The 19866-nt window shown below is 64.3% G+C and carries 18 protein-coding genes; 12 read left to right on the top strand and 6 right to left on the bottom strand.

Annotated features, from left to right (window positions below):
- Positions 1–49 precede the first annotated feature (49 nt).
- Together IEW63_RS06820 and IEW63_RS06815 are read left to right on the top strand one after the other, a co-directional pair.
- Entirely contained in the window at positions 50–631 is a 582-nt protein-coding gene (locus IEW63_RS06820) for a LemA family protein (protein ID WP_188635857.1), read from the top strand.
- Positions 628–1557 carry a GIDE domain-containing protein gene (locus IEW63_RS06815; RefSeq protein ID WP_188635856.1) on the top strand — a complete coding sequence of 310 codons (930 nt, stop codon included), beginning with the start codon at positions 628–630 and terminating at the stop codon, positions 1555–1557. The genes IEW63_RS06820 and IEW63_RS06815 overlap by 4 nt, the downstream gene beginning before the upstream one ends.
- Here the strand turns inward: IEW63_RS06815 and IEW63_RS06810 are convergent.
- The 3 genes from IEW63_RS06810 to IEW63_RS06800 all read right to left on the bottom strand — a co-directional run bounded on the left by IEW63_RS06810 (position 1543) and on the right by IEW63_RS06800 (position 5227).
- Positions 1543–3597 (bottom strand): putative bifunctional diguanylate cyclase/phosphodiesterase, encoded by a 2055-nt coding sequence (locus IEW63_RS06810; protein ID WP_188635855.1) that lies wholly within the window; start codon positions 3595–3597, stop codon positions 1543–1545. The genes IEW63_RS06815 and IEW63_RS06810 overlap by 15 nt on opposite strands.
- A gap of 322 nt (positions 3598–3919) precedes the next feature.
- Entirely contained in the window at positions 3920–4501 is a 582-nt protein-coding gene (gene sodB, locus IEW63_RS06805; protein WP_188635854.1) for a superoxide dismutase [Fe], read from the bottom strand.
- 156 nt (positions 4502–4657) lie between these two features.
- A complete protein-coding gene (locus tag IEW63_RS06800; protein WP_229710391.1) occupies positions 4658–5227 on the bottom strand; it encodes a LysE/ArgO family amino acid transporter in 570 nt (189 codons plus the stop codon).
- A gap of 141 nt (positions 5228–5368) precedes the next feature.
- Between IEW63_RS06800 and IEW63_RS06795 the strand changes: the two genes are divergently transcribed.
- The 4 genes from IEW63_RS06795 to IEW63_RS06780 all read left to right on the top strand — a co-directional run bounded on the left by IEW63_RS06795 (position 5369) and on the right by IEW63_RS06780 (position 9129).
- Positions 5369–6262, top strand: a complete 894-nt coding sequence (locus IEW63_RS06795) for a LysR family transcriptional regulator ArgP (protein ID WP_188635852.1) — start codon at positions 5369–5371, stop codon at positions 6260–6262.
- A gap of 85 nt (positions 6263–6347) precedes the next feature.
- Entirely contained in the window at positions 6348–7274 is a 927-nt protein-coding gene (locus IEW63_RS06790) for a coiled-coil domain-containing protein (protein WP_188635851.1), read from the top strand.
- A complete protein-coding gene (locus IEW63_RS06785) occupies positions 7274–7909 on the top strand; it encodes an acyl carrier protein phosphodiesterase (RefSeq protein ID WP_188635850.1) in 636 nt (211 codons plus the stop codon). The genes IEW63_RS06790 and IEW63_RS06785 overlap by 1 nt, the downstream gene beginning before the upstream one ends.
- A 65-nt stretch (positions 7910–7974) precedes the next feature.
- Positions 7975–9129 carry a phospholipase D-like domain-containing protein gene (locus IEW63_RS06780; RefSeq protein WP_188635849.1) on the top strand — a complete coding sequence of 385 codons (1155 nt, stop codon included), beginning with the start codon at positions 7975–7977 and terminating at the stop codon, positions 9127–9129.
- Between the two features lie 9 nt (positions 9130–9138).
- On the opposite strand, the gene IEW63_RS06775 is transcribed toward IEW63_RS06780, so the two are convergent.
- Complete coding sequence (locus IEW63_RS06775; protein WP_188635848.1) at positions 9139–10266, bottom strand: GGDEF domain-containing protein; 1128 nt, start codon at positions 10264–10266, stop codon at positions 9139–9141.
- A 259-nt stretch (positions 10267–10525) separates the two neighbouring features.
- Here IEW63_RS06775 and IEW63_RS06770 point away from each other — a divergent pair, with 259 nt between their 5' ends.
- Complete coding sequence (locus IEW63_RS06770) at positions 10526–12046, top strand: fumarate hydratase (protein ID WP_188635847.1); 1521 nt, start codon at positions 10526–10528, stop codon at positions 12044–12046.
- A gap of 22 nt (positions 12047–12068) precedes the next feature.
- On the opposite strand, the gene pyk is transcribed toward IEW63_RS06770, so the two are convergent.
- Positions 12069–13520, bottom strand: coding sequence for a pyruvate kinase (pyk, locus tag IEW63_RS06765; RefSeq protein WP_188635846.1), 1452 nt, complete (start codon positions 13518–13520; stop codon positions 12069–12071).
- A 93-nt stretch (positions 13521–13613) separates the two neighbouring features.
- On the opposite strand from pyk, the gene edd reads away from it, so the two are divergent.
- From edd to IEW63_RS06750, 3 genes are read left to right on the top strand one after another with little or no spacing between them, the layout of a single operon-like run.
- Positions 13614–15446, top strand: coding sequence for a phosphogluconate dehydratase (gene edd / locus IEW63_RS06760; protein WP_188635845.1), 1833 nt, complete (start codon positions 13614–13616; stop codon positions 15444–15446).
- Positions 15443–16165 carry a 6-phosphogluconolactonase gene (pgl, locus tag IEW63_RS06755; protein WP_188635844.1) on the top strand — a complete coding sequence of 241 codons (723 nt, stop codon included), beginning with the start codon at positions 15443–15445 and terminating at the stop codon, positions 16163–16165. Before edd ends, pgl begins: the two co-directional genes overlap by 4 nt.
- Positions 16165–16830: a bifunctional 4-hydroxy-2-oxoglutarate aldolase/2-dehydro-3-deoxy-phosphogluconate aldolase gene (locus tag IEW63_RS06750; RefSeq protein ID WP_188635843.1), complete on the top strand. Its 666-nt coding sequence runs from the start codon at positions 16165–16167 to the stop codon at positions 16828–16830. The genes pgl and IEW63_RS06750 overlap by 1 nt, the downstream gene beginning before the upstream one ends.
- On the opposite strand, the gene IEW63_RS06745 is transcribed toward IEW63_RS06750, so the two are convergent.
- Positions 16790–17725 carry a universal stress protein gene (locus tag IEW63_RS06745; protein WP_188635842.1) on the bottom strand — a complete coding sequence of 312 codons (936 nt, stop codon included), beginning with the start codon at positions 17723–17725 and terminating at the stop codon, positions 16790–16792. The genes IEW63_RS06750 and IEW63_RS06745 overlap by 41 nt on opposite strands.
- A 233-nt stretch (positions 17726–17958) precedes the next feature.
- Between IEW63_RS06745 and IEW63_RS06740 the strand changes: the two genes are divergently transcribed.
- Entirely contained in the window at positions 17959–18357 is a 399-nt protein-coding gene (locus IEW63_RS06740; RefSeq protein WP_188635841.1) for a PilZ domain-containing protein, read from the top strand.
- 50 nt (positions 18358–18407) lie between these two features.
- Positions 18408–19859 carry an exodeoxyribonuclease I gene (gene sbcB, locus IEW63_RS06735; protein ID WP_188635840.1) on the top strand — a complete coding sequence of 484 codons (1452 nt, stop codon included), beginning with the start codon at positions 18408–18410 and terminating at the stop codon, positions 19857–19859.
- Positions 19860–19866: the final 7 nt, after the last annotated feature.

The raw sequence follows: 19866 nt of genomic DNA, 5'->3' as shown, positions 1-19866 counted from the left end.
TAAACATAGAGCAGAAATGTAGCGATTCTTGATCACAGGGAGCCTGGCAATGGACTGGAGCAACGTGGTGATGCTGGTGGTGGGAGCGGGGCTGGTGGTGGCAGTGGTCTACGCCATCACGCTGTACAACCAACTGGTCGCGGTGAAGCATGGCGTCACCCAGGCCTGGTCGAACATCGACGTGCTGCTGCGCCAGCGACACGAGGAGTTGCCCAAGCTGGTGGAAACCTGCCGTCAGTACATGCAGTACGAACAGGCCACACTGGAGCGGGTGATCAGCGCCCGCAACGCGGTGAGTCAGGCCCGGGACAGTTCCGACATGAAGCAGCTGGGGCGGGCCGAGACGGCGCTGCGCAGCGGCCTTGGCCAACTGTTTGCACTGGCGGAGAACTATCCGCAGCTGCAGGCCAACAGCTCCTTCCAGCATCTGCAGCAGCGTATATCCGGGCTGGAAAACGGCATTGCCGATCGGCGCGAGCTGTACAACGCGGCGGTGAACATCAACAACGTGCGGATCGAGCAGTTTCCCGATGTGCTGATCGCCCGCCTGTTCCACTTTCCGCCGGCGGAGCTGCTGCGCTTCTCCGAAGCGGAAAAGGCTGACGTGGATCTTCGCCAGCTGTTTTCATGATTCCGTTGCCCGGCGGGCTGGTGGTCCCCAGCCACTTCTTCTATCTCGCCCTTGCGCTGAGCTCGGCGGCCGCCCTGTGGTTGATGTACCGGACCTTCAGCCGGTTGCGCCGTGCCCGCTGGGTGGAAGATACGCCGACCTCGCGCATACGCTCGGCGGCCCAGGGGCTGGTCGAGCTGTGCGGTGAGGCGGATGCCGGCGGGCATGAACCGTTGATCTCGCCGCTGGGGGGCGAGCCCTGTCTGTGGTATCGCTTCCGGGTCGAGGAATACCAGCGCAGCGGGCGCAACCGCCAGTGGCGAACCGTGGAGCAGGGCCAGTCAGACAGGCCCTTCGTGTTGCGGGACGAGACCGGGGAGTGCTGGGTCCTGCCCGAGGGGGCGGATATCCATCCGCGCCTGCGCCGGCGCTGGGAAGGCCCCCACCGCTGGCCGCTGAGCCGAACTGGCGGGACCGGTATGCTCGCCACCGTGTTCGGCCGGCGTTACCGCTACACCGAGGAATGCCTGCGGCAGGATGACCTGCTGTACGCGCTTGGCTGGTTCCAAAGCCGCGGCGGGGGTGGCGAGCCGGTGGATGCCCGGCGCGTGGCCAGGCAGATCATAAGCAACTGGAAGGCGGATTACCCCGATCTGCTGGCGCGCTTTGATCGCAACCGGGATGGTCAGCTGGATACGCAGGAGTGGCAGCAGGTGCGTGTTGCCGCAGCTAACGAAGCCCGGCGGCAGGTCCGCACCGCCGCCAGCGCTCCGGTAGTGCACAGTCTGGGCAAGCCGCCTTACCGTGGCCTGCCGTTTCTGCTGTCTGACCACCACGAAGAGCATCTGAGTCGCCACCTGCGTCGCCAGTCCGGCTGGAGTCTGTTCGGCATGCTGGTGGCAGGCACCCTGGCCGGGTGGCTGTGGCTGGGACTACTGACCGCCTGATCCCAGCTGCTGCTCGTAGTTGTGCATCCATACCCTCAGCGCGGGCGCGGTCAGCGGGCGGCTGTAGAAATAGCCCTGGACGATATCGCAGCCTTCGGTGCGCAGGTAGGCTTCCTGTTCGGCGCACTCGACGCCTTCGGCGATCACCTGCATGTTCAGGTTGCGTCCGAGCTGAATGATGATGCGCACGATGTTGCGGTCATCCGCATCCTCCAGCAGATCGCCGGTGAAGCTCTTGTCGATCTTGATCTTGTCCAGCGGCAGGCCGCGCAGGTAGCTCAGCGAGGAATAGCCGGTGCCGAAGTCATCCAGCGCGATACGCACCCCGGTGGCCTTGAGCTCCTTGAGGTGTCGGGCAGCGGCCTCGATATCCTCCATGAGGCCGGTTTCGGTGACCTCCAGATCCAGTGTGCCCCGATCCAGCCCGTAACGGTCCAGGGTGCGGGTGACCATCTGGCACAGGTCAGGGTGGTGCAGCTGCACGGTGGAGAGGTTCACGGACATGCGCAGGTCCGGCAGCCCGTCACGTTGCCAGTCCCGCAACTGGCGGCAGGCCTGATCCAGCACCCATTCGCCTATGGCGATGATGATGCCGCTCTGCTCGGCCAGCGGGATGAACAGGTCCGGTGGTACCAGCCCCCGCTCCGGGTGATTCCAGCGCAGCAGCGCCTCGACGCCCACCACCCTGTGGCTGTCCAGGGCTATCTGTGGCTGGTAGACCAGATGCAGCTCGTTGTTCAGCAGCGCATCGCGCAGACTCGATGCCAGCTCACGGCGCATGCGCATCTCGCTGTCGACACTGGCGATGTAGAACTGATAGCGGTTGCGCGAGCGGGTCTTGGCCAGCATCATCGTCTGCTCGGCCTTCTGCAGCAGCTTGCTCGGGTCCATGCCGTCGTCGGGGAACAGGGTTATGCCGATGGTGGCCTGCAGGGTGACGCACGCCTGATCCAGCTCCAGCGGCACCGCCAGGTCATTGAGAATCTGCTGGGCCAGCTCGGCCACCTCGTAGGGCTCCTGGACATCGGCGACGATGAGCGCGAACTGGTCGCCGCCCAGCCGTGCGACGCTGGTCAGCCGCCCGCTGTGGGACTGCAGGCGCTCCGCCACGCTGATCAGCAGGCGGTCGCCAGCCTGGTAGCTGAATCGTTCGTTGATTTCCTTGAAGTCATCCAGCCCGCAGCAGAGGACCGCCACATTGCGCTGACGGCGCTGGGCGTCGGTCAGCACCCGGCCGAGCTGCTCGAGCAGCAGGCTGCGGTTGGGCAGGCCGGTCAGCTGATCGTGGCGCGACAGATGCAGCAGGCTGGCCTCGGCTTCGCGACGGCCACTGCGGTTGCGCTCGATGGCATCGAGCAGCTGATTGATGCGGTTGATCAGCAGCCCCAGCTCGTTTTTCTCCTGTCCGGGCAGCATGGGCATCATCATTCTGCCGGGATGATCGGGGTTGATGAAGCCGATATGCTCCATGATGCGGCCCAGCGGACGGGTCAGCAGCACGTGGAACACCAGATAGACGGCACCGGCCATCGCCAGCGCGCGCAGCAGACCGGTAAGCAGGATGACCAGGGAATTGTTGAGAAAGCGCTTGCCATAGAGCGCCGTGTCGAGGGACAGGCGCAGGTCGCCGTAGTATTCGTCATAGGGCGCCCGGCCATGCAGTTGAATGCTGAAGTCCTGTCGGGGGTCGAACAGCAGGTCGGTGAGCATACGGCAGCAGGTGTCGAGCAGAGGCCGCTGCCGGCTCGCCAGAGGCGGCTCGGCGGGGTGACCGATCAACGCCTGGCTGACGGCGGGGTTGGCAAACAGCCCTTCGATGACCTGGGTCGCCATGTCCCGATCAAGGCTGAAGATGGCCTGGGTGGCAGGATCATGGAACATCGCCAGGATCTCGGTGGCGTCACGTTCGATGGATTCGCGTACCGACCTCAGGTCGAAGATGATCTGGGCCAGGCTCAACAGCATCCCTGCCAGCAGGGCCCACAGCAACACCAATCGGAGAAGCTTTACTGACAGACTGTGCCGGGTGTCGACTATCAATTCGGACTGTCCTTTTTTCCGTTTCGACCATCATGCATTCGGAACCCGCGCCGTGCAACAACTGCCGCGGTCAGGCGGTGCCGGGCGGTCATCACCTCGCGTCGGAGCGCCCATCGCGCCGGGGTCGGCGCTCCCACAACATCCCCCCAGCCCCCCCGTGCCGTAATCCGATCCCCCCACGGTAGGAGCCCCGACCCCGGGGCGATAGGCGCGCACCGCGCGCCCGGCAACCCGCTCGCGGCCAATGATGTCACCCGGACCACCCGCCCCAAACGAAAACACCCCGCCGAAGCGGGGTGTCTTATCAGAACGCTGGCGCGGTTCAGGCAGCGAAGTTCTTCGCCACGAAGTCCCAGTTCACCAGGTTCCAGAACGCCTCGACATACTTCGGACGGGCGTTGCGGTAGTCGATGTAGTAGGCATGCTCCCACACGTCACAGGTCAGCAGCGGAGTGTCACCGGAGGTGATCGGATTGCCGGCGCCGATGGTGCTTACCAGGCCCAGCGAGCCGTCAGCCTTCTTCACCAGCCAGCCCCAGCCGGAACCGAAGGTGCCGATGGAAATCTTGCTGAACTCTTCCTTGAATGCGTCGAAGGAGCCGAATGCCTTGTTGATCGCTTCTGCCAGTTCACCGGTGGGCTCGCCGCCGCCATTGGGGCTCAGGCAGTTCCAGTAGAAGGTGTGGTTCCAGACCTGGGCAGCGTTGTTGAACAGTCCGCCGCTGGAGGTCTTGATGATCTCTTCCAGGCTCTTGCTCTCGTGGTCTGTGCCGGCGATCAGGTTGTTCAGGTTGACCACATAGGTGTTGTGGTGCTTGCCGTGGTGATAGTCCAGGGTCTCGGCGGAGATGTGCGGCTCAAGAGCGTCTTTGGCATAGGGAAGCGGGGGTAGTTCGAAAGGCATGGTCTCTCTCCATTTCAGGTTATGGGGCGTTTCGACAGACGGGCGTGAACAGCCCGCGAGGGGATCTATGATACCGATGCCGCCCCTTGTTCTATAGCCGCAAGATCATAGCATTTTACCGCGGCACTGGCCATGTTGAGCGGCCCGTCGAGGGATTCAGCCGGCCGACCACAGCGGTGCAGCCAGGCTCCACGCCACCCTCAGCATCATGCCGGCCACCAGCACATCGATCAGCCGCCAGGTCAGTGGCCGGTTGAGCAGCGGCGCCAGTCGCGCGGCGCCGACGGCCAGCCCGAGGAACCACAGCATCGAGGCGCTGGCCGCACCTGCGACAAACCAGGCCGGCCAGGTCTGCTGCGCACCCACGGAGCCGATCAGCACCATGGTATCGAGATATACATGGGGATTGAGCAGGGTGATCGCCAGCGTAGCCAGCAGCACGGTACCGCGGGCTCGCAGTGGACGTTCGGTCTCGGCCACTGCCAGAGCGTGCGGGGCAATCGCCCGGCGCAGGGCGAGCAGCGCGTAGCCGACCAGAAACAGCACGCCGCCCCAGCGGGTGATTTCCATCGCCAGCGGATACCGGGCAAGCAGTGTCGCCAGCCCGAATACCCCGGCGGTGATCAGGATGGCATCGCAGCTCATGCACAGTGCCGCGACGGCAAGGTGGTGTTCACGTCGCAGACTCTGCGCGAGCACAAAGGCATTCTGCGCGCCGATCGCCATGATCAGGCCCAGCGAAACCAGCAGGCCGTTGAGGTAGCTTGAATAGTAGGTCACGGACTCTCTCCTGTCGGAAGCTGGCAGTGTGAGCGGGCTGACTGTATAAGGGAAACAGATATGGCTTATGGGACATGAAATATTCTGATGATGGACTACAAGCTGCTGCATGCCCTGGCCAGTGTGGTGGAGCAGGGCGGCTTCGAGCGGGCCGCGCGGGTGCTGGGGTTGTCCCAGTCGGCGGTGTCGCAGCGCATAAAATTGCTGGAAGCGCGGGTCGGCGCTCCGGTGCTGTTGCGGGCGACGCCTCCGGCACCCACGGAGGCCGGCCAGCGGCTGCTCAATCATGTACAGCAGGTGCGTCTGCTGGAGCAGGACCTGCGACAGGACATACCGATGCAGGATGAGGATGGGGCCCCGGCCCGCCTGCGGGTGGCGCTGAATGCAGACAGCCTGGCGACCTGGTGGGCCGGCGCAGTGGCCGAGCTGTGCCAGCGCCAGCCGTTGCTGCTGGAGCTGCTGGTGGATGATCAGGACGTTGGCCTGCGCCGCATGCGTGCGGGAGAAGTGGTGGGCTGCGTGTGCGCCACCGAGCGACCGGTGGCCGGGGCCCGCTCGCTGCCGCTGGGTGCCATGCGTTACCTGGCGGTGGCCAGTCCGGCGTTCATCGAACGGTATTTTGCAGAAGGGGTGGACCGGGTGGCTTTGCGGCGTGCGCCCGCAGTAGTATTCGGCCCGGACGATCGCCTGCAGCACCGGTTCCTCGGCGAGCAGGACCTGAGTTGCGAGTTTCCCCATCACCTGTGCCCTTCGTCCGAAGGGTTCGTGCGCATGCTTGATGCCGGCCTGGGCTGGGGTATGGTGCCGGCTCTGCAGATACAGGCCGAACTGGCGAGCGGCAGATTGCGCGAGTTGCTGCCCGGCCGGGGTGTGGATGTTGCTCTGTACTGGCACTACTGGCGCAACGGCGGGCGACTGCTGGATGAGCTGACCGGGCAATTGCAGCGTCAGGCGCCGCAGTGGCTGGCTTCGCTGACCTGACAGGGCCGGCCGGGGGTGTTCAGCTGACGACCTGGCGCGCAGAATAGGCCACTTGTTCTACTGGCTTTGCCAATCGGGGGAAACCATGCGGGATGATTTCAAGGGCGATTTACCGGGTATCCGGGCTACCGATGAGGACCGGGTAGGCGCCGTTTCGCCGGGCCGCCCGGGATCGGCCCCGGAACCGCCGCTGGTGCGGGCGGTACGTGAGCCGGTCATCCAGCGCCAGCGCAACGGCGCCCTCTGGGCGGTATGTGTCTGCCTGCTGCTGGCGCTGATCGGCCTGGGTTACTGGAGTCACCAGCAGCAGCGTCTGCTGCAGCAGCAGCTGGTAGCGACCCAGGAAAGTTTTGCCCGCATCAGCGAAGACGCGGCTGGCCGGCTGCAGGATATCAGCGGCAAGGTCATCGCCACCGAGTCCAGCCTGAGCGAGCGCGAGAAGGAACGCATTCGCCAGATCAACGAGCTTGAGGAAAAGGTCCGGCAACTGGCCGCCGCGCTGCAGGAGCAGGAGCAATTGCAGCAGCGACAGCAACAGACGCTGCAGACCGCAACGCAGCATCTGCAGGAGCTGAGGCAGGCAACCGACGCGCAGAGTGAGCGTCTGGCCGAGCTTGACAGGCTGGAAGCTGTGATAGCCCAGCTGGACGACCGCCAGCAACAACAGCACCGGAGCATTGCCGGGCTTGAGCAGCAATCCGAGCGGGCCGAACAGCAGCGGGCGGCATTGGTCAGCGGGCTGGCCGAGGCGGGTGAGCAGCTCCGGCAACTTGAGCAGTTGTCCACCATCAAGGAACAACTGGCGGAGCAGCAGACCCAGCTGGCACGCCAGCGGGGCCAGTTACAGGCCCTGCTGGACGCCTCGACGGCCACCAGCGTCGAGCAGCAGCGGCTGGATGCAGTGGACGATGCGCTGCGGTCAATAGACAGTTTCCGGGTTCAGACCAATCGCACTCTCTCCACCCTGCAGACCCAGATCGGCAATCTGCAACAGCAGATGAGCCAGCGCTGATGAATTTCCTCGCCCACCTGCGCCTGGGGCCCCACGAACCGCAGCCGGCCCTTGGCGGCCTGCTCGGCGATTTCGTCAAGGGGCCCGTGGCCGCCATCGAGTTGCCGGATGCGGTGCGCAAGGGCATCTGGCTGCACCGCAGCATCGACGCGTTCACCGATCGCCATCCGGTGGTGGCGCGCAGCAAGGCGCGGGTCACCGATGAGCGTCGACGCTACGCCGGTATCATGGTCGACATGTTCTACGACCACCTGCTGGCACGGCACTGGAATCATTTCGCCGATCAGTCCCTGACGGCGTTTACCGGCCGGATGTACAACGCAGTGCTGGCCCAGCAGGCGTTGATGCCGGAGCGCGCCCGCCGGGTTCTGGTGCGCATGGCCGAAGAGGACTGGCTGTGCAGCTATGCCGAGCTGGACAACCTGCACATGGCGCTGGACAACATGGCTCGCCGCCTGCGGCCCGGTAACCGGCTGCCCGGCGCGGTCGATGAACTGGAGCGCGAATACGGCCGTTTCGAGGCCGACTTCCTCGCCTTCATGCCGGAGGTCATCGATTTTGCCGCGGCGCAGGCCACCGCGCTCAGGGATCCGGCGTACTGGCAGGGTGTTCTGGCTTCCGGCTCCAGGGCCTGAGAACGTTCTTTTCCTGACCGCCTTGCCTGCTATGATCAGGAGTGTCGATATCCCTGGGTCTTTTCATGGCAGCTCCTCATTACCCCTGGCGCGAAGGCAATACATTTGAACTGATGATGGACGGGGACCGCTTCTTCCCCCGGCTGCTCGAGGATATGCAGCAGGCCCGGATCAGCATCGATATCGAGCTGTATCTGGTCGAGTCGGGCAACAGTCTGGAGCGGGTGATGCGCATACTGCTGCATGCCGTGCAACGTGGAGTGCGGGTGCGCTGCCTGTTCGATGGCGCAGGCAGCCGCAATCTGAGCGATGCGGATCGCCAGCAACTGCGAGACGGTGGTGTCGAACTGCATCTCTACAATCCGCTGAACCTCTGGGGCGGTCGCGCCAACCTGCATCGGGACCACCGCAAGCTGATCATCGTCGACGGGGAGCGCGCCTACATCGGCGGCGCCGGCTTTACCGATGATTTCTGCATATCCGATGATTCCGGCCACTGTCTGTGGCACGAGCAGATGCTGGAAGTGCAGGGGCCGGTGGTAGACGACTGGGTGGTGGTATTCGAACAGCAATGGCAGGCAGCCCACAGCCGCCGGGGTCGGCCACCACCGCTTCGTCAGCGGGTGAAGGTGCCGCCGCGCCCGCCGGGCGGTGAGGGATGGGCCCGGGTGTCACTCACCGATGGCCGTGCCCACCGGGAACTGGCGCATGCGCTGCTGGCAAGTATTGCCGGTGCGCAGCACAAGGTGTGGCTGGCGACGCCGTACTTCGTCCCCGGCTGGCGGCTGCGTCGGTCATTGATGCGCGCGGCCAGGCGCGGAGTGGATGTGCGCCTGCTGCTGTGCGGCGAGATCACCGATCATCCTGCGGTGCGTTATGCCGGCCAGCGTTTCTATCGTCGGCTGCTGGCGGCGGGAGTGCGCATCCACGAGTACCAGCCGCGCTTCCTGCATCTGAAGACGGTACTGGTGGATGATTGGGTCAGTCTGGGCTCGGCCAATTTCGACCGCTGGACGCTGCACTGGAACCTCGAGGCCAACCTCAACATCATCGACAGTGGCATGACCCGCGCGGTGGAGGAAAGCTTCCGGACCGATTTTGCCGAATCCCGGGAGTGGACCCTCGGGGACTGGCTGGGCCTGCCTCTGCGCCACAAGTTCAAGGTGCGGCTATGGGGCGCCATCAGCCGCCGTGCAATGTTCTGGATGGGTATCCATTGACCGGGTGACTCAGGCGTAGGCTGCTTCGTGGGCACGGGTGCAGTTGCGGCCTTCGCGCTTGGCTCGGTAGAGCGCCTCGTCCGCCTGGCTGATGCGCCATTCCAGACTGTCCTCCGGATGGATCAGGCAGATGCCTGCTGACAGGGTGCACTTCACCGTATCGGGCAGTGCGTCGAATGAATGGCTGGCCAGCCCCTGACGTATGCGCTCGACGCAGTGGTGCAGGGTGGCCAGGTCGCACCTGTCCAGCAGCAGCACGAATTCCTCACCGCCGAAGCGGGCCACCATGTCGTTGCCGCGCAGGTTGTTGCGGGCGATATGGGCAAAATCCTGCAGTACCTTGTCCCCGGCTGAGTGGCCATACAGATCGTTGATGCGCTTGAAGTGGTCCAGATCAATGAGCGCCAGGCCCATCGTCTGCCCCTGACCCAGCAGGGTGATGCGACGCTGCGCCTCCTCGATGAAATGGCGACGGTTGGGCAGGTCGGTCAGGGCATCGGTGGAAGCCAGGTTCTGCAGCTGGTCCATCATGCTGCGCAGGGTCTGCTGGTGCTGCTGCAGGGTGGCATGGCGCTGCAGCAGGCGATCGCGCAGCTCGCGGATATAGCTGCCGACCATGCTCACCCACAGCAGGAAGCAGGCCAGTACGAAGAGCTCCAGCGAGGCAGAGGTCAATGTCTGGGGATAGATGTGTACCTGCTGGTTGATGACTACAAGAGCGGCATAACAGCCCAGCGCCAGCATCGCATGGAGCAGGTAGGCGCGGCGTGACATCTGGAACGCACCGAACATCAGGATCAGGCAGTAGGCCACCAGGATGCTGCCGCGGATCTCGCCGATGTAGGCCAGCAGATAGGTCAGCAGCAGCAGCGCGACGATGGTCTGGGAGCTGGTCAGACTCGGGTCCCGCGCGCGCAGGTTGAGCCCGGTCTTGAAAAGGAAGAAAAAGACCAGTTGGGTAACTGCACCCAGCACGAAGTGACTGAGTGCCATGGCATGGGTGCCCAGGTAATTGCCACTGGCCCAGGCCGCCGCGATTACCACATAGGAGATGAGGTAGGTGGCCTGGGCCAGATAGAAGCGTTGCAACCGCAGCGCCTGATAACGAGCCTGCTGGGCGGGATCCGGTTCGGTCACGACATTATCATCCTTTTTATGGTGGCCATGTGATGTCATTTTACGCCAATCCGACTCGGTTTCACACTGAAGGTTCATCATATAGTCGCAGCCTATCGACCCAACGGCTGACCGGCCAACCTCGGCTCGGGTATACTTCGCCCCCTGCCTTCAGCTGCGGCGAGTCCGCGTCTGACCTGAGCATTCCGTGAATCTGGCCGTCTCGCCTGTTGCCCGGCAACTCTGCGGCCAGTCAGTCAAAAGAGGAGCCTGTCCGAGAATGGCCGTTATCAAGCAAGATGATCTGATCCAGAGCGTCGCCGATGCGTTGCAGTATATCTCCTACTATCATCCGATCGATTTCATCCAGGCAGTGCACCAGGCCTACCTGCGCGAGGAGTCGCCGGCGGCCCGCGACGCCATGGCCCAGATCCTGATCAACTCGCGCATGTGCGCGACCGGTCACCGCCCCATCTGTCAGGACACCGGAATCGTCACGGTGTTCGTCAAGGTGGGCATGGATGTGCGCTGGGATGGCGCCACCATGGGGCTCGACGACATGATCAACGAAGGGGTGCGCCGGGCCTATCAGCTGCCTGACAACGTGCTGCGTGCGTCCATCCTCGCTGATCCGGCCGGCAAGCGCACCAACACCAGGGACAATACGCCTGCGGTCATCCACTACCAGATGGTTCCCGGCGACACCATCGAGTTCCAGGTGGCGGCCAAGGGCGGCGGCTCCGAGAACAAGGCCAAGATGGTCATGCTCAACCCTTCCGATTCCATCGTCGACTGGGTGGTAAACACCGTACCGACCATGGGTGCCGGCTGGTGCCCGCCGGGCATGCTCGGTATCGGCATCGGTGGCACCGCCGAGAAGGCGGCAGTACTGGCCAAGGAATCGCTGATGGACCCGATCGATATCCACGAACTGCGCCAGCGTGGTCCGCAGAACCGGGTCGAGGAGCTGCGTCTGGAGATCATGGACAAGGTGAACGCGCTCGGCATCGGTGCCCAGGGCCTCGGTGGCCTGACCACCGTGCTCGACATCAAGATCAAGGATTATCCGACCCACGCAGCCAGCCTGCCGGTGTGCATGATCCCCAACTGCGCAGCCACCCGCCATGCGCACTTCGTGCTGGATGGCAGCGGCCCGGCCGAACTGGCTCCGCCTTCCATGGATGAGTACCCGGACATTACCTGGGAAGTCGGCAGTGCCGTGCGCCGGGTCAATCTGGACACACTCAAGCCGGAAGACGTGCTGGACTGGAAGACCGGTGAAACCGTGCTGCTGTCGGGCAAGATGCTCACCGGCCGTGACGCGGCGCACAAGCGCATGGTGGACATGCTGAACAAGGGGGAGGAGCTGCCGGTGGATCTGAAGGGCCGCTTCATCTACTACGTTGGCCCGGTTGATCCGGTGCGCGACGAAGCCGTTGGCCCGGCTGGCCCGACCACTGCCACGCGGATGGACAAGTTCACCCGTCAGATCCTCGAGCAGACCGGCCTGCTGGGCATGATCGGCAAGTCCGAGCGCGGCCCGATGGCCATCGAGGCGATCCGCGACAACAAGGCGGTGTATCTGATGGCCGTGGGTGGCGCCGCCTACCTGGTGTCCCAGGCGGTCAAGAAGGCCCAGGTGCTGGCCTTCCCCGAGCTGGGCATGGAAGCGATCTACGAGTTTGAGGTGGTGGACATGCCGGTCACCGTCGCGGTCGACAGCAGCGGCGAGTCGGTACACATCACCGGCCCGCAGATCTGGCAGAAGAAGATTGCCGAGAGCCTGGCAGTAGAAGTGTAAGGAAGCCGTACAGCAGCTCGTCTCAGACGAGCTGCTCTCCCACCTGCAGCAACTTCATCGAGTTGGTGCCGCCCCGCGAGTTGTACACATCACCCTTGGTGATGATCACCCAGTCCCCCGGTTTCACATGTCCGCCATCCAGCAGGGTGTCGATGGCCCGTTGGTTGACGTCGCTGGACGGCAGATCCGCCGGGTTGAAGGCGATACTGTGCACACCGCGCATCAGCGCCACCCGACCCAGGGTCTGGCGGTTGGGTGACAGGGCGAAGATCGGCAGGTGCGAGCGGATGCGCGACATGATCAGCGGGGTGTAGCCGCTTTCGGTCAGGCTCACCACTGCGGTGACGCCGGGGAAGTGGTTGGCGGCGTACATGGCGGCCAGGGCAATGGTCTCGTCGCAGCGGCTGAAGGGAATGTGCAGACGGTGGCCGGACTGCTGGCTGGTCGGGTGTTTCTCCGCGCCCAGACAGACACGATGCATTGCCGCCACGGCTTCCACCGGGAAGTCGCCTGCTGCGGACTCGCCTGAAAGCATCACCGCGTCGGTATAGTCCAGCGCAGCGTTGGCCACGTCGGAGACCTCAGCACGGGTGGGCAGCGGACTGTTGATCATCGACTCCATCATCTGGGTGGCGGTGATCACTGCCTTGTTCTTGCGCCGGGCGCGATCGATGATGGTTTTCTGGATGCCCACCAGCTCGGCGTCACCGATCTCGACACCCAGGTCGCCCCGGGCCACCATCACCGCATCGCTGGCGTCGATCAGGCTGTCCAGTGCGGCCTCGTCAGCGACCGCCTCGGCCCGCTCGATCTTGGCTACCAGCCAGGCCTGGGAACCGGCGTCGACCAGCAGCGTACGGGCCTGGTCCATATCCCGCGCGTCCCGCGGAAAGGACACGGCGACATATTCCATCTCCAGTTCGGCGGCCAGCACGATGTCGGCGCGATCCTTGTCGGTCAGGGCAGCAGCGGAGAGCCCACCGCCGCGGCGGTTGATGCCCTTATGGTTGGACAGGTCGCCGCCGGCGGTAACGGTGCAGACAGCCTCACCATCGGCGATGCTGTCGATCTGCAGCACGATACGTCCGTCATCCAGCAGCAGCTCGTCGCCGGGGTGGCAGTCGGTCACCAGCGCGGGGTAGTCGATGCCGACCACCTGCTGATTGCCCTCATCCAGCGGATGGGTGGTGGAGAGCCGGAAGCGGTCGCCGACATTCAGATGTATCCTGCCGTCGGTGAAGCGCGCAATGCGGATCTTCGGGCCCTGCAGATCGCCTAGCAGGGCAACGTGCACCCCCAGCCTTTCTGCTATCTCGCGTACCAGTCGCGCCCGTTCACGGTGTTCGTCATGGCTGCCGTGGGAGAAGTTGAGGCGGGCGACGTTCATGCCGGCCTTGATGAGGGCTTCAATGCGTTCCGGTGTGCTGCTGGCCGGTCCGAGGGTGGCGACAATCTTGGTACGACGCAGGGTCATTGCGGGTTTTTCCCCTTGAGTGATATTTCGTTGGCTTACAATAGATGATACCCGTTCCTTATGACAGCCAGAAGCAGACAGGAGAAACCGTGCATGCATCCCAGGGTTGTTGAGGTCACCGAGCGGCTGCGCCTGCGCAGCCGGCAGTCGCGCGCAGCCTATCTTCAGCAGATGGCCGAGGCGGCAGCGCGCCCCCGCGGGCGGCGGGACCTGTCCTGCAGCAACTTCGCCCATGGCATGGCGGGCTGTCCGGCCGGGGACAAGCAGCGGCTGCGCCTGCCCGATGAGGTCAATATCGGCATCGTTACCGCCTATAACGACATGCTCTCCGCCCACCAGCCCTACGAGACCTATCCCGAACAGATCCGCCAGGCGCTGCGCGCGACGGGCGCGACAGGCCAGGTGGCCGGCGGGGTGCCGGCCATGTGCGACGGCATCACCCAGGGTGAGCCGAGCATGGAGCTGTCGCTCATCAGCCGCGATGTGATCGCCATGGGCACCGCAATCGCGCTGTCCCACAACATGTTCGATGGTGCGTTGTGCCTGGGCATCTGCGACAAGATCGTCCCCGGACTGCTGATGGGCGCGCTGCGGTTCGGCCATCTGCCGGTGGTCTTTGTGCCGGCAGGCCCGATGCCATCGGGCCTGCCGAACGAAGAGAAGGCACGGATCCGCCAGCGCTATGCGGAGGGTCTGGCCACCCGGGAAGACCTGCTGGATGCCGAGAGCCGCGCCTACCATGCGCCGGGCACCTGCACCTTCTACGGCACCGCCAACACCAACCAGATGTTGCTGGAAGCCATGGGCCTGCAACTGCCGGGTGCTTCGTTCATCAACCCCGGCACACCGCTGCGCGAAGCGCTGACTGTGGCCGCAGCGGAGCGGGTGGCGGCCCTGGCGCGCGCGGACCAGGGCAGCATGGCATCGATACTGGACGAGCGGGCGCTGGTGAATGCGCTGGTCATGCTGCTGGCCACGGGCGGTTCGACCAATCTGACCCTGCATCTGGTGGCCATCGGGCAATGCGCCGGTCTGCAGCTGGACTGGGACGACATGGCTCGGCTGTCCGACGTGGTGCCGACCCTGGCGCGGATCTATCCCAACGGGCAGGCGGATGTGAACCACTTCCAGGCTGCCGGCGGTACGGCGTTCCTGTTCCGCCAGCTGCTGGATGCCGGACTGCTGCACCCGGACGTCGCCACCATCGCCGGACCGGGGCTGCAACACTACACCCGTGAGCCGATGCTTCAGGACGGCCGGCTGCATTACCGCGAAGGGCCAAACGCCAGCCTGGATGCATCCATACTGCGCGGTTGCCGGGAGCCGTTCCGCGAAGACGGCGGGCTGAAGGTAGTGGAGGGCAACCTGGGGCGGGGCGTGATCAAGGTATCGGCGGTCGACGAGGCGCATTGGCAGGTCGAAGCACCCTGCCGGATATTCGACGAACAATCGGTCTTTGTCCGTGCCTTCGAGAATAACGAGTTCCAGCAGGACGTGATCGTCGTGGTGCGGTTTCAGGGGCCAGCGGCCAACGGCATGCCGGAACTGCACAAGCTGACCCCCTATCTGGGTATCCTCCAGGACCGCGGTCTGCGGGTTGCGCTGGTAACCGACGGGCGCATGTCCGGCGCGTCGGGCAAGGTGCCGGCGGTGATACACCTGTCCCCGGAAGCCGACCATGGCGGTCCGCTGGCCCGCCTGCAGGACGGTGACCGGCTGCGGCTTGATGCCCGCCGGGGCAGTCTGGACGTGCAGATGGATGCCACGCAGTGGGCCGCGCGCTCGGCAGCGAAACATGCACAGCCGGTGCGACGCGGCTGGGGGCGCGAGCTGTTCGGCTTTGCCCGCGGGCAGGTCAGCCCGGCGGAGCAGGGGGCCAGCTGCTTTACTGAGAGTCTGCGATACAGCGATGGAGGCAGGATATGAGTGAATCACACATCCGGGCGCGGGACCTGAACTGGCGTGCGGACGCCAGCCCGCAGGCCCAGGCTGTTGCGGTGGCGGGCCATATCGAGGCGGCCCTGAAGCAGGCCATTGATGAACGTGGCCGGGCCAGCCTGGCGCTGTCCGGTGGCCGCGGCCCCGAGCTGTTTCTGCGGGAGCTGGAAAAGGCCTCGCTGGACTGGACCAGGGTGACCGTAACCCTGGTGGATGAACGCTGGGTGCCGGTAGAGCATGAGCAGAGCAACGCCGCGCTCATTCTGCGCTGCATGCCGGGTGCGCTGCAGCGGGCCAGCTGGGTCCCGCTGTACCGGGGCGAGGGGCTGGAGGTGGATGCCGACACCGCTCACCGCGTCTTCGAGACGCTGCTGCCGGTGGATGTGCTGGTGCTGGGCATGGGAGCGGATGGGCATACGGCATCGCTGTTTCCGCATATGCCGGGGCTGGCGCACTATCTCTCTGCCGAGTGTGAGCCTCTGTGTGTACCGGTTCCCGCCGAGGGCGAGCGGCTGGCGCGGCTGAGCATGACGGCAAGGATGATCCTGACCGCGCGGCACAAGCTGCTGGTGATCACCGGAGAGGACAAGCGCCGGACCCTGAACCGAGCCCTGGAGGAGGCTGACCCGATGAGCATGCCGATAGAGGCCTTTCTCAGCGCACCGATGGATATCTTCTACAGCCCCGAGGGGGCGCAGGACAGCTGATGAGACTGGCAGACAACAGCCGGATATTGAAAGACATCTTCGAGCAGCAGCCGATCCTGCCGGTGCTGAGCATCCGGCGGCAGGACGACATCCTGCCGCTGGCCGACGCCCTGGCCGCCGGCGGCATCACCAATCTGGAGGTGACATTGCGCACCCCGCTGGGTCTCGGCGCGATCCGCCTGCTGGCGGACCAGCGGCCGGAGTTGTGCGTGGGCGCCGGAACGGTGCTCGACGGTCGCCAGTTCCAGTCGGTGCTGGATGCAGGCGCCCGGTTCATCGTCAGCCCCGGCAGTACCGATGAGCTGCTGACCCTCGGGCTCGACAGCCCGGTGCCCTTGCTGCCCGGCGTGGCCACCGCGTCGGAGATCATGCGCGGATACCGGCTGGGCTATCGATGTTTCAAGCTGTTCCCGGCGGAGGTATGCGGAGGGGTACCGCTGCTCAGGGCGCTGGCCGGGCCCTTTCATGATGTGCAGTTCTGCCCGACCGGCGGGATCACCCCCGAGCTGATGCCCGCCTATCTGGCGCAGCCCAATGTGGTCGCCGTGGGCGGCAGCTGGATGCTGCCGGCGACACTGGTGGAGACGGGCGACTGGGACGCCATCACCCGCCTTTGCCAGCAGGTCAGGCTGGACGGGAAGGATCGACGAAACCGTCTGGCTTGATGATCAGCATGTCACAGGGCACCTCCTCCAGCAGGCGCTCGGCAGTATGCCCCACCAGCGCGTTTTCCAGCCGTGAGCGGGATATGGCGCCCATGACCAACAGATCGATACCGTTCTGCGTGACGAACTCGGGGATCGCCTGCTCCGGGAAGCCGCGCAGCAGATGCCGCCGAGCTGATGTCAGGCCAAGCTCGTCGGCGAAGGCTGACAGGGCATCGGCGTGCTGATGCTCGATCTGCGCTGCGTAGCCGTCGTAGTCGGCGACCAGTCCGGTATCAAATGCCAGGGTATGGGGCAGGGGGTTGTAGCAGTGCGCCGCGTGCACTGCGGCGCCGGTAACGGACGCCAGGCTGCGGGCGGTTTCGACAAGCTTTCTGTCCAGCGCGGCGGGCTTGTCCGTTTCGTGTAACGGGTCCACTGCGGCGCAGAGGTTGCGCAGCGGGGTTTCAGGCTGCTTTACCAGCCACAGCGGTACCGGGCAGTAACGAATCAGAAACCAGTCGCTGTTGGTCAGCAGCAGGCGCTTCATCACGCTGTGGTGCTGGCCGGTCTTGAGCACGACATCAGGTCTCTGATCCTGGATGGCTTTCAGGATGTGCCGCTCGAACCGCTTGCCCCACACGGCCATCGTGTTCACCGTATGGCCGCGGGCGCGCAGCGAGCCGGCGAGCCTGTCAAGCTGTTGATCACGGTGGCCCAGATAGGTATGTCGCGCCTGGCTCAGAAGGGCGCTGCTGAACAGCATCCCGCCTTCCAGCGCGGGAACGTGATCACAGAGGAACAGGGTGATGTGTGCTGCGGGGTAATGTTCGACCAGTTGTTCGGCCCGCTGCAGGCATGGCTGAACGGTCTCGCTGGTTGGATCAATGATCACCATGATGTGCCGGATATCCATTGTCGCTGCCTCTCGTCGTTATGGTCCTTACCACAGGGTAATGCAGTTTCGCGCGCTGTCTTGCTGATGCAGGTCAAAATCCGGACCAGGCGGCATTCTGTCCGAGGGGGTTGGACTGCGAAAATGCACTGGTCTATTCTGGCACCTGCAGTTCAGGGATCGAGCCGACATGTGATTGCTGTAGAGGTCATGCCGCTCCTGCAAGTCCACCCAATCGATACAGGAGTATCATCATGTCGGGCATGGCTGACCGCAGCCGTACAAACAAGGCTGACGAGCGTTTCAAGCGAGGCATCACCCGTCACCAGCTGCATGCTTATCTCAATGTCTACAACAGCCACACAGGGCGCTTCATGGGTACCATGAGCAATGTGTCCTGTTACGGCTTCATGCTGATCAGCCCCTGGCCGGTCATGCTGGACGAGGAATACGAGATGCAGCTTCACCTGCCGCCACTGGGCGATGAAGAGAACGTGCTGCCGTTTCGTGCAGTCGCCCGCTGGTGCAGAGCGGACCAGACCCCCGGCCATTTCGATGTCGGCTTCAGCATTTCCGAGAACCAGCAGGTTTTTGCCGGATTATCCATAGCGCTGAAGCGCTACTTCTCCTTCATGCACCCGGTAGATGCCTGACGGTGCCCATTGGAGTACCCTGACCCGCTGAACAGGGAACGGAGATATCAATGGGCAACAGCATTTTCTGGTATGACTTCGAGGCGACCGGTGTAGATCCCCGGCGGGACCGACCATTGCAGGTGGCAGGTGTGCGCACCGACGAGGACCTGCAGGAGATCGGCGAGCCCCTCTGCATTGATTGCCGTCTTCCCGAGGACATCCTGCCCCACCCCATGGCCTGCCTGATCACCGGCATCGATCCGGAGCGGGTACGCAGGGGGCTCCCCGAAGCGCAGTTCATGCACCTGCTGCATGAACAGATGGCTCAGCCAGGCACCTGCACGGCGGGTTACAATAACCTGAGATACGATGACGAAATGACGCGTTTCGCGTTATTTCGCAACTACTTCGACCCCTACGCCCGCGAGTGGCAGGGGGGCAACAGTCGCTGGGACCTGCTCGACGCCCTGCGGACCGCCCATGCGCTGAGGCCGGAAGGCATCAACTGGCCGCAACAGGAGGGTTTCACCAGCCTGCGCCTGGAGCTTCTCACGGAGGCCAACGGCATCGATCACGGCCAGGCCCATGATGCGCTGGCAGATGTGCGCGCCACCATTGCCATGGCCCGGCTACTCAGGGCAGCCCAGCCGCGGCTGTTCGACTACCTCTACCGGCTGCGCGACAAGCACCGCGTCAGCGCGCTGATCGACCTGCAGTCCGTGCGGCCGCTGGTGCACGTGTCAGGGCGCTTCGGGCGGGAGCGGCAGGGGCTGGGTGTAGTTCTGCCGCTGGCCTGGCATCCCCGCAATCGCAATGCCGTCATTGTCTGGGACCTGTCGGTCGACCCCGGGTTGCTGCAGGATCTCGACGCTGAGCAGTTGCGGCAACTGCTGTACACACGCGCTGACGAACTTGAGCCCGGCATGGTGCGTCCCGGGCTCAAGCTGGTGCATATCAACAAGTGTCCGGTACTGGCGGATGTGAAGGTGCTGCGGACTGCTGACACGGAGAGGCTGCAGCTGGACATGCCATTGCTGCTTCGGCGGGCCGATCAACTGGCTGAATGGCGGTCGGTGGGGCAGGGCAAGCTGATGGCGATCTACAGCGAACGGGAGGATGCAGCGATGGCGCTGCAGCCGGACGCTGAAACGATGTTGTATGAAGGCTTCACCTCCGACCGGGACCGCCAGTTTCTGCCGGGCATCCGCCAGGCGGCAGGCGCGGAGCTGACGGCGGCACGCTGGCCGCTGGAAGATCAGCGGCTGGCCGATATGCTCAAGCGCTACCGGGCGCGCAACTATCCCGATTCCCTTGATACAGCGGAGCGCGCGGAATGGCGGGCCTATTGCCGGGACAGGCTGACCGGGGCTGACGGCCATACAGCGATGACGCTTGAAACTTTCATGCAGGAATTACAGCAATTGCAACAACAGGCGGATGACAGGCAGCGACAACTGCTCGCGAAGTGGCAGCAATACGCCATGGATCTGGCAGCCGAACTGAGTATTATTGGCGCATAATGAAAAA

The organism is Halopseudomonas pertucinogena (assembly GCF_014646575.1).
Classification (GTDB): Bacteria; Pseudomonadota; Gammaproteobacteria; order Pseudomonadales; family Pseudomonadaceae; genus Halopseudomonas; species Halopseudomonas pertucinogena.
Note: the sequence above shows the minus strand (reverse complement) of the source record. Positions and strands in the feature narration are given on the sequence as shown.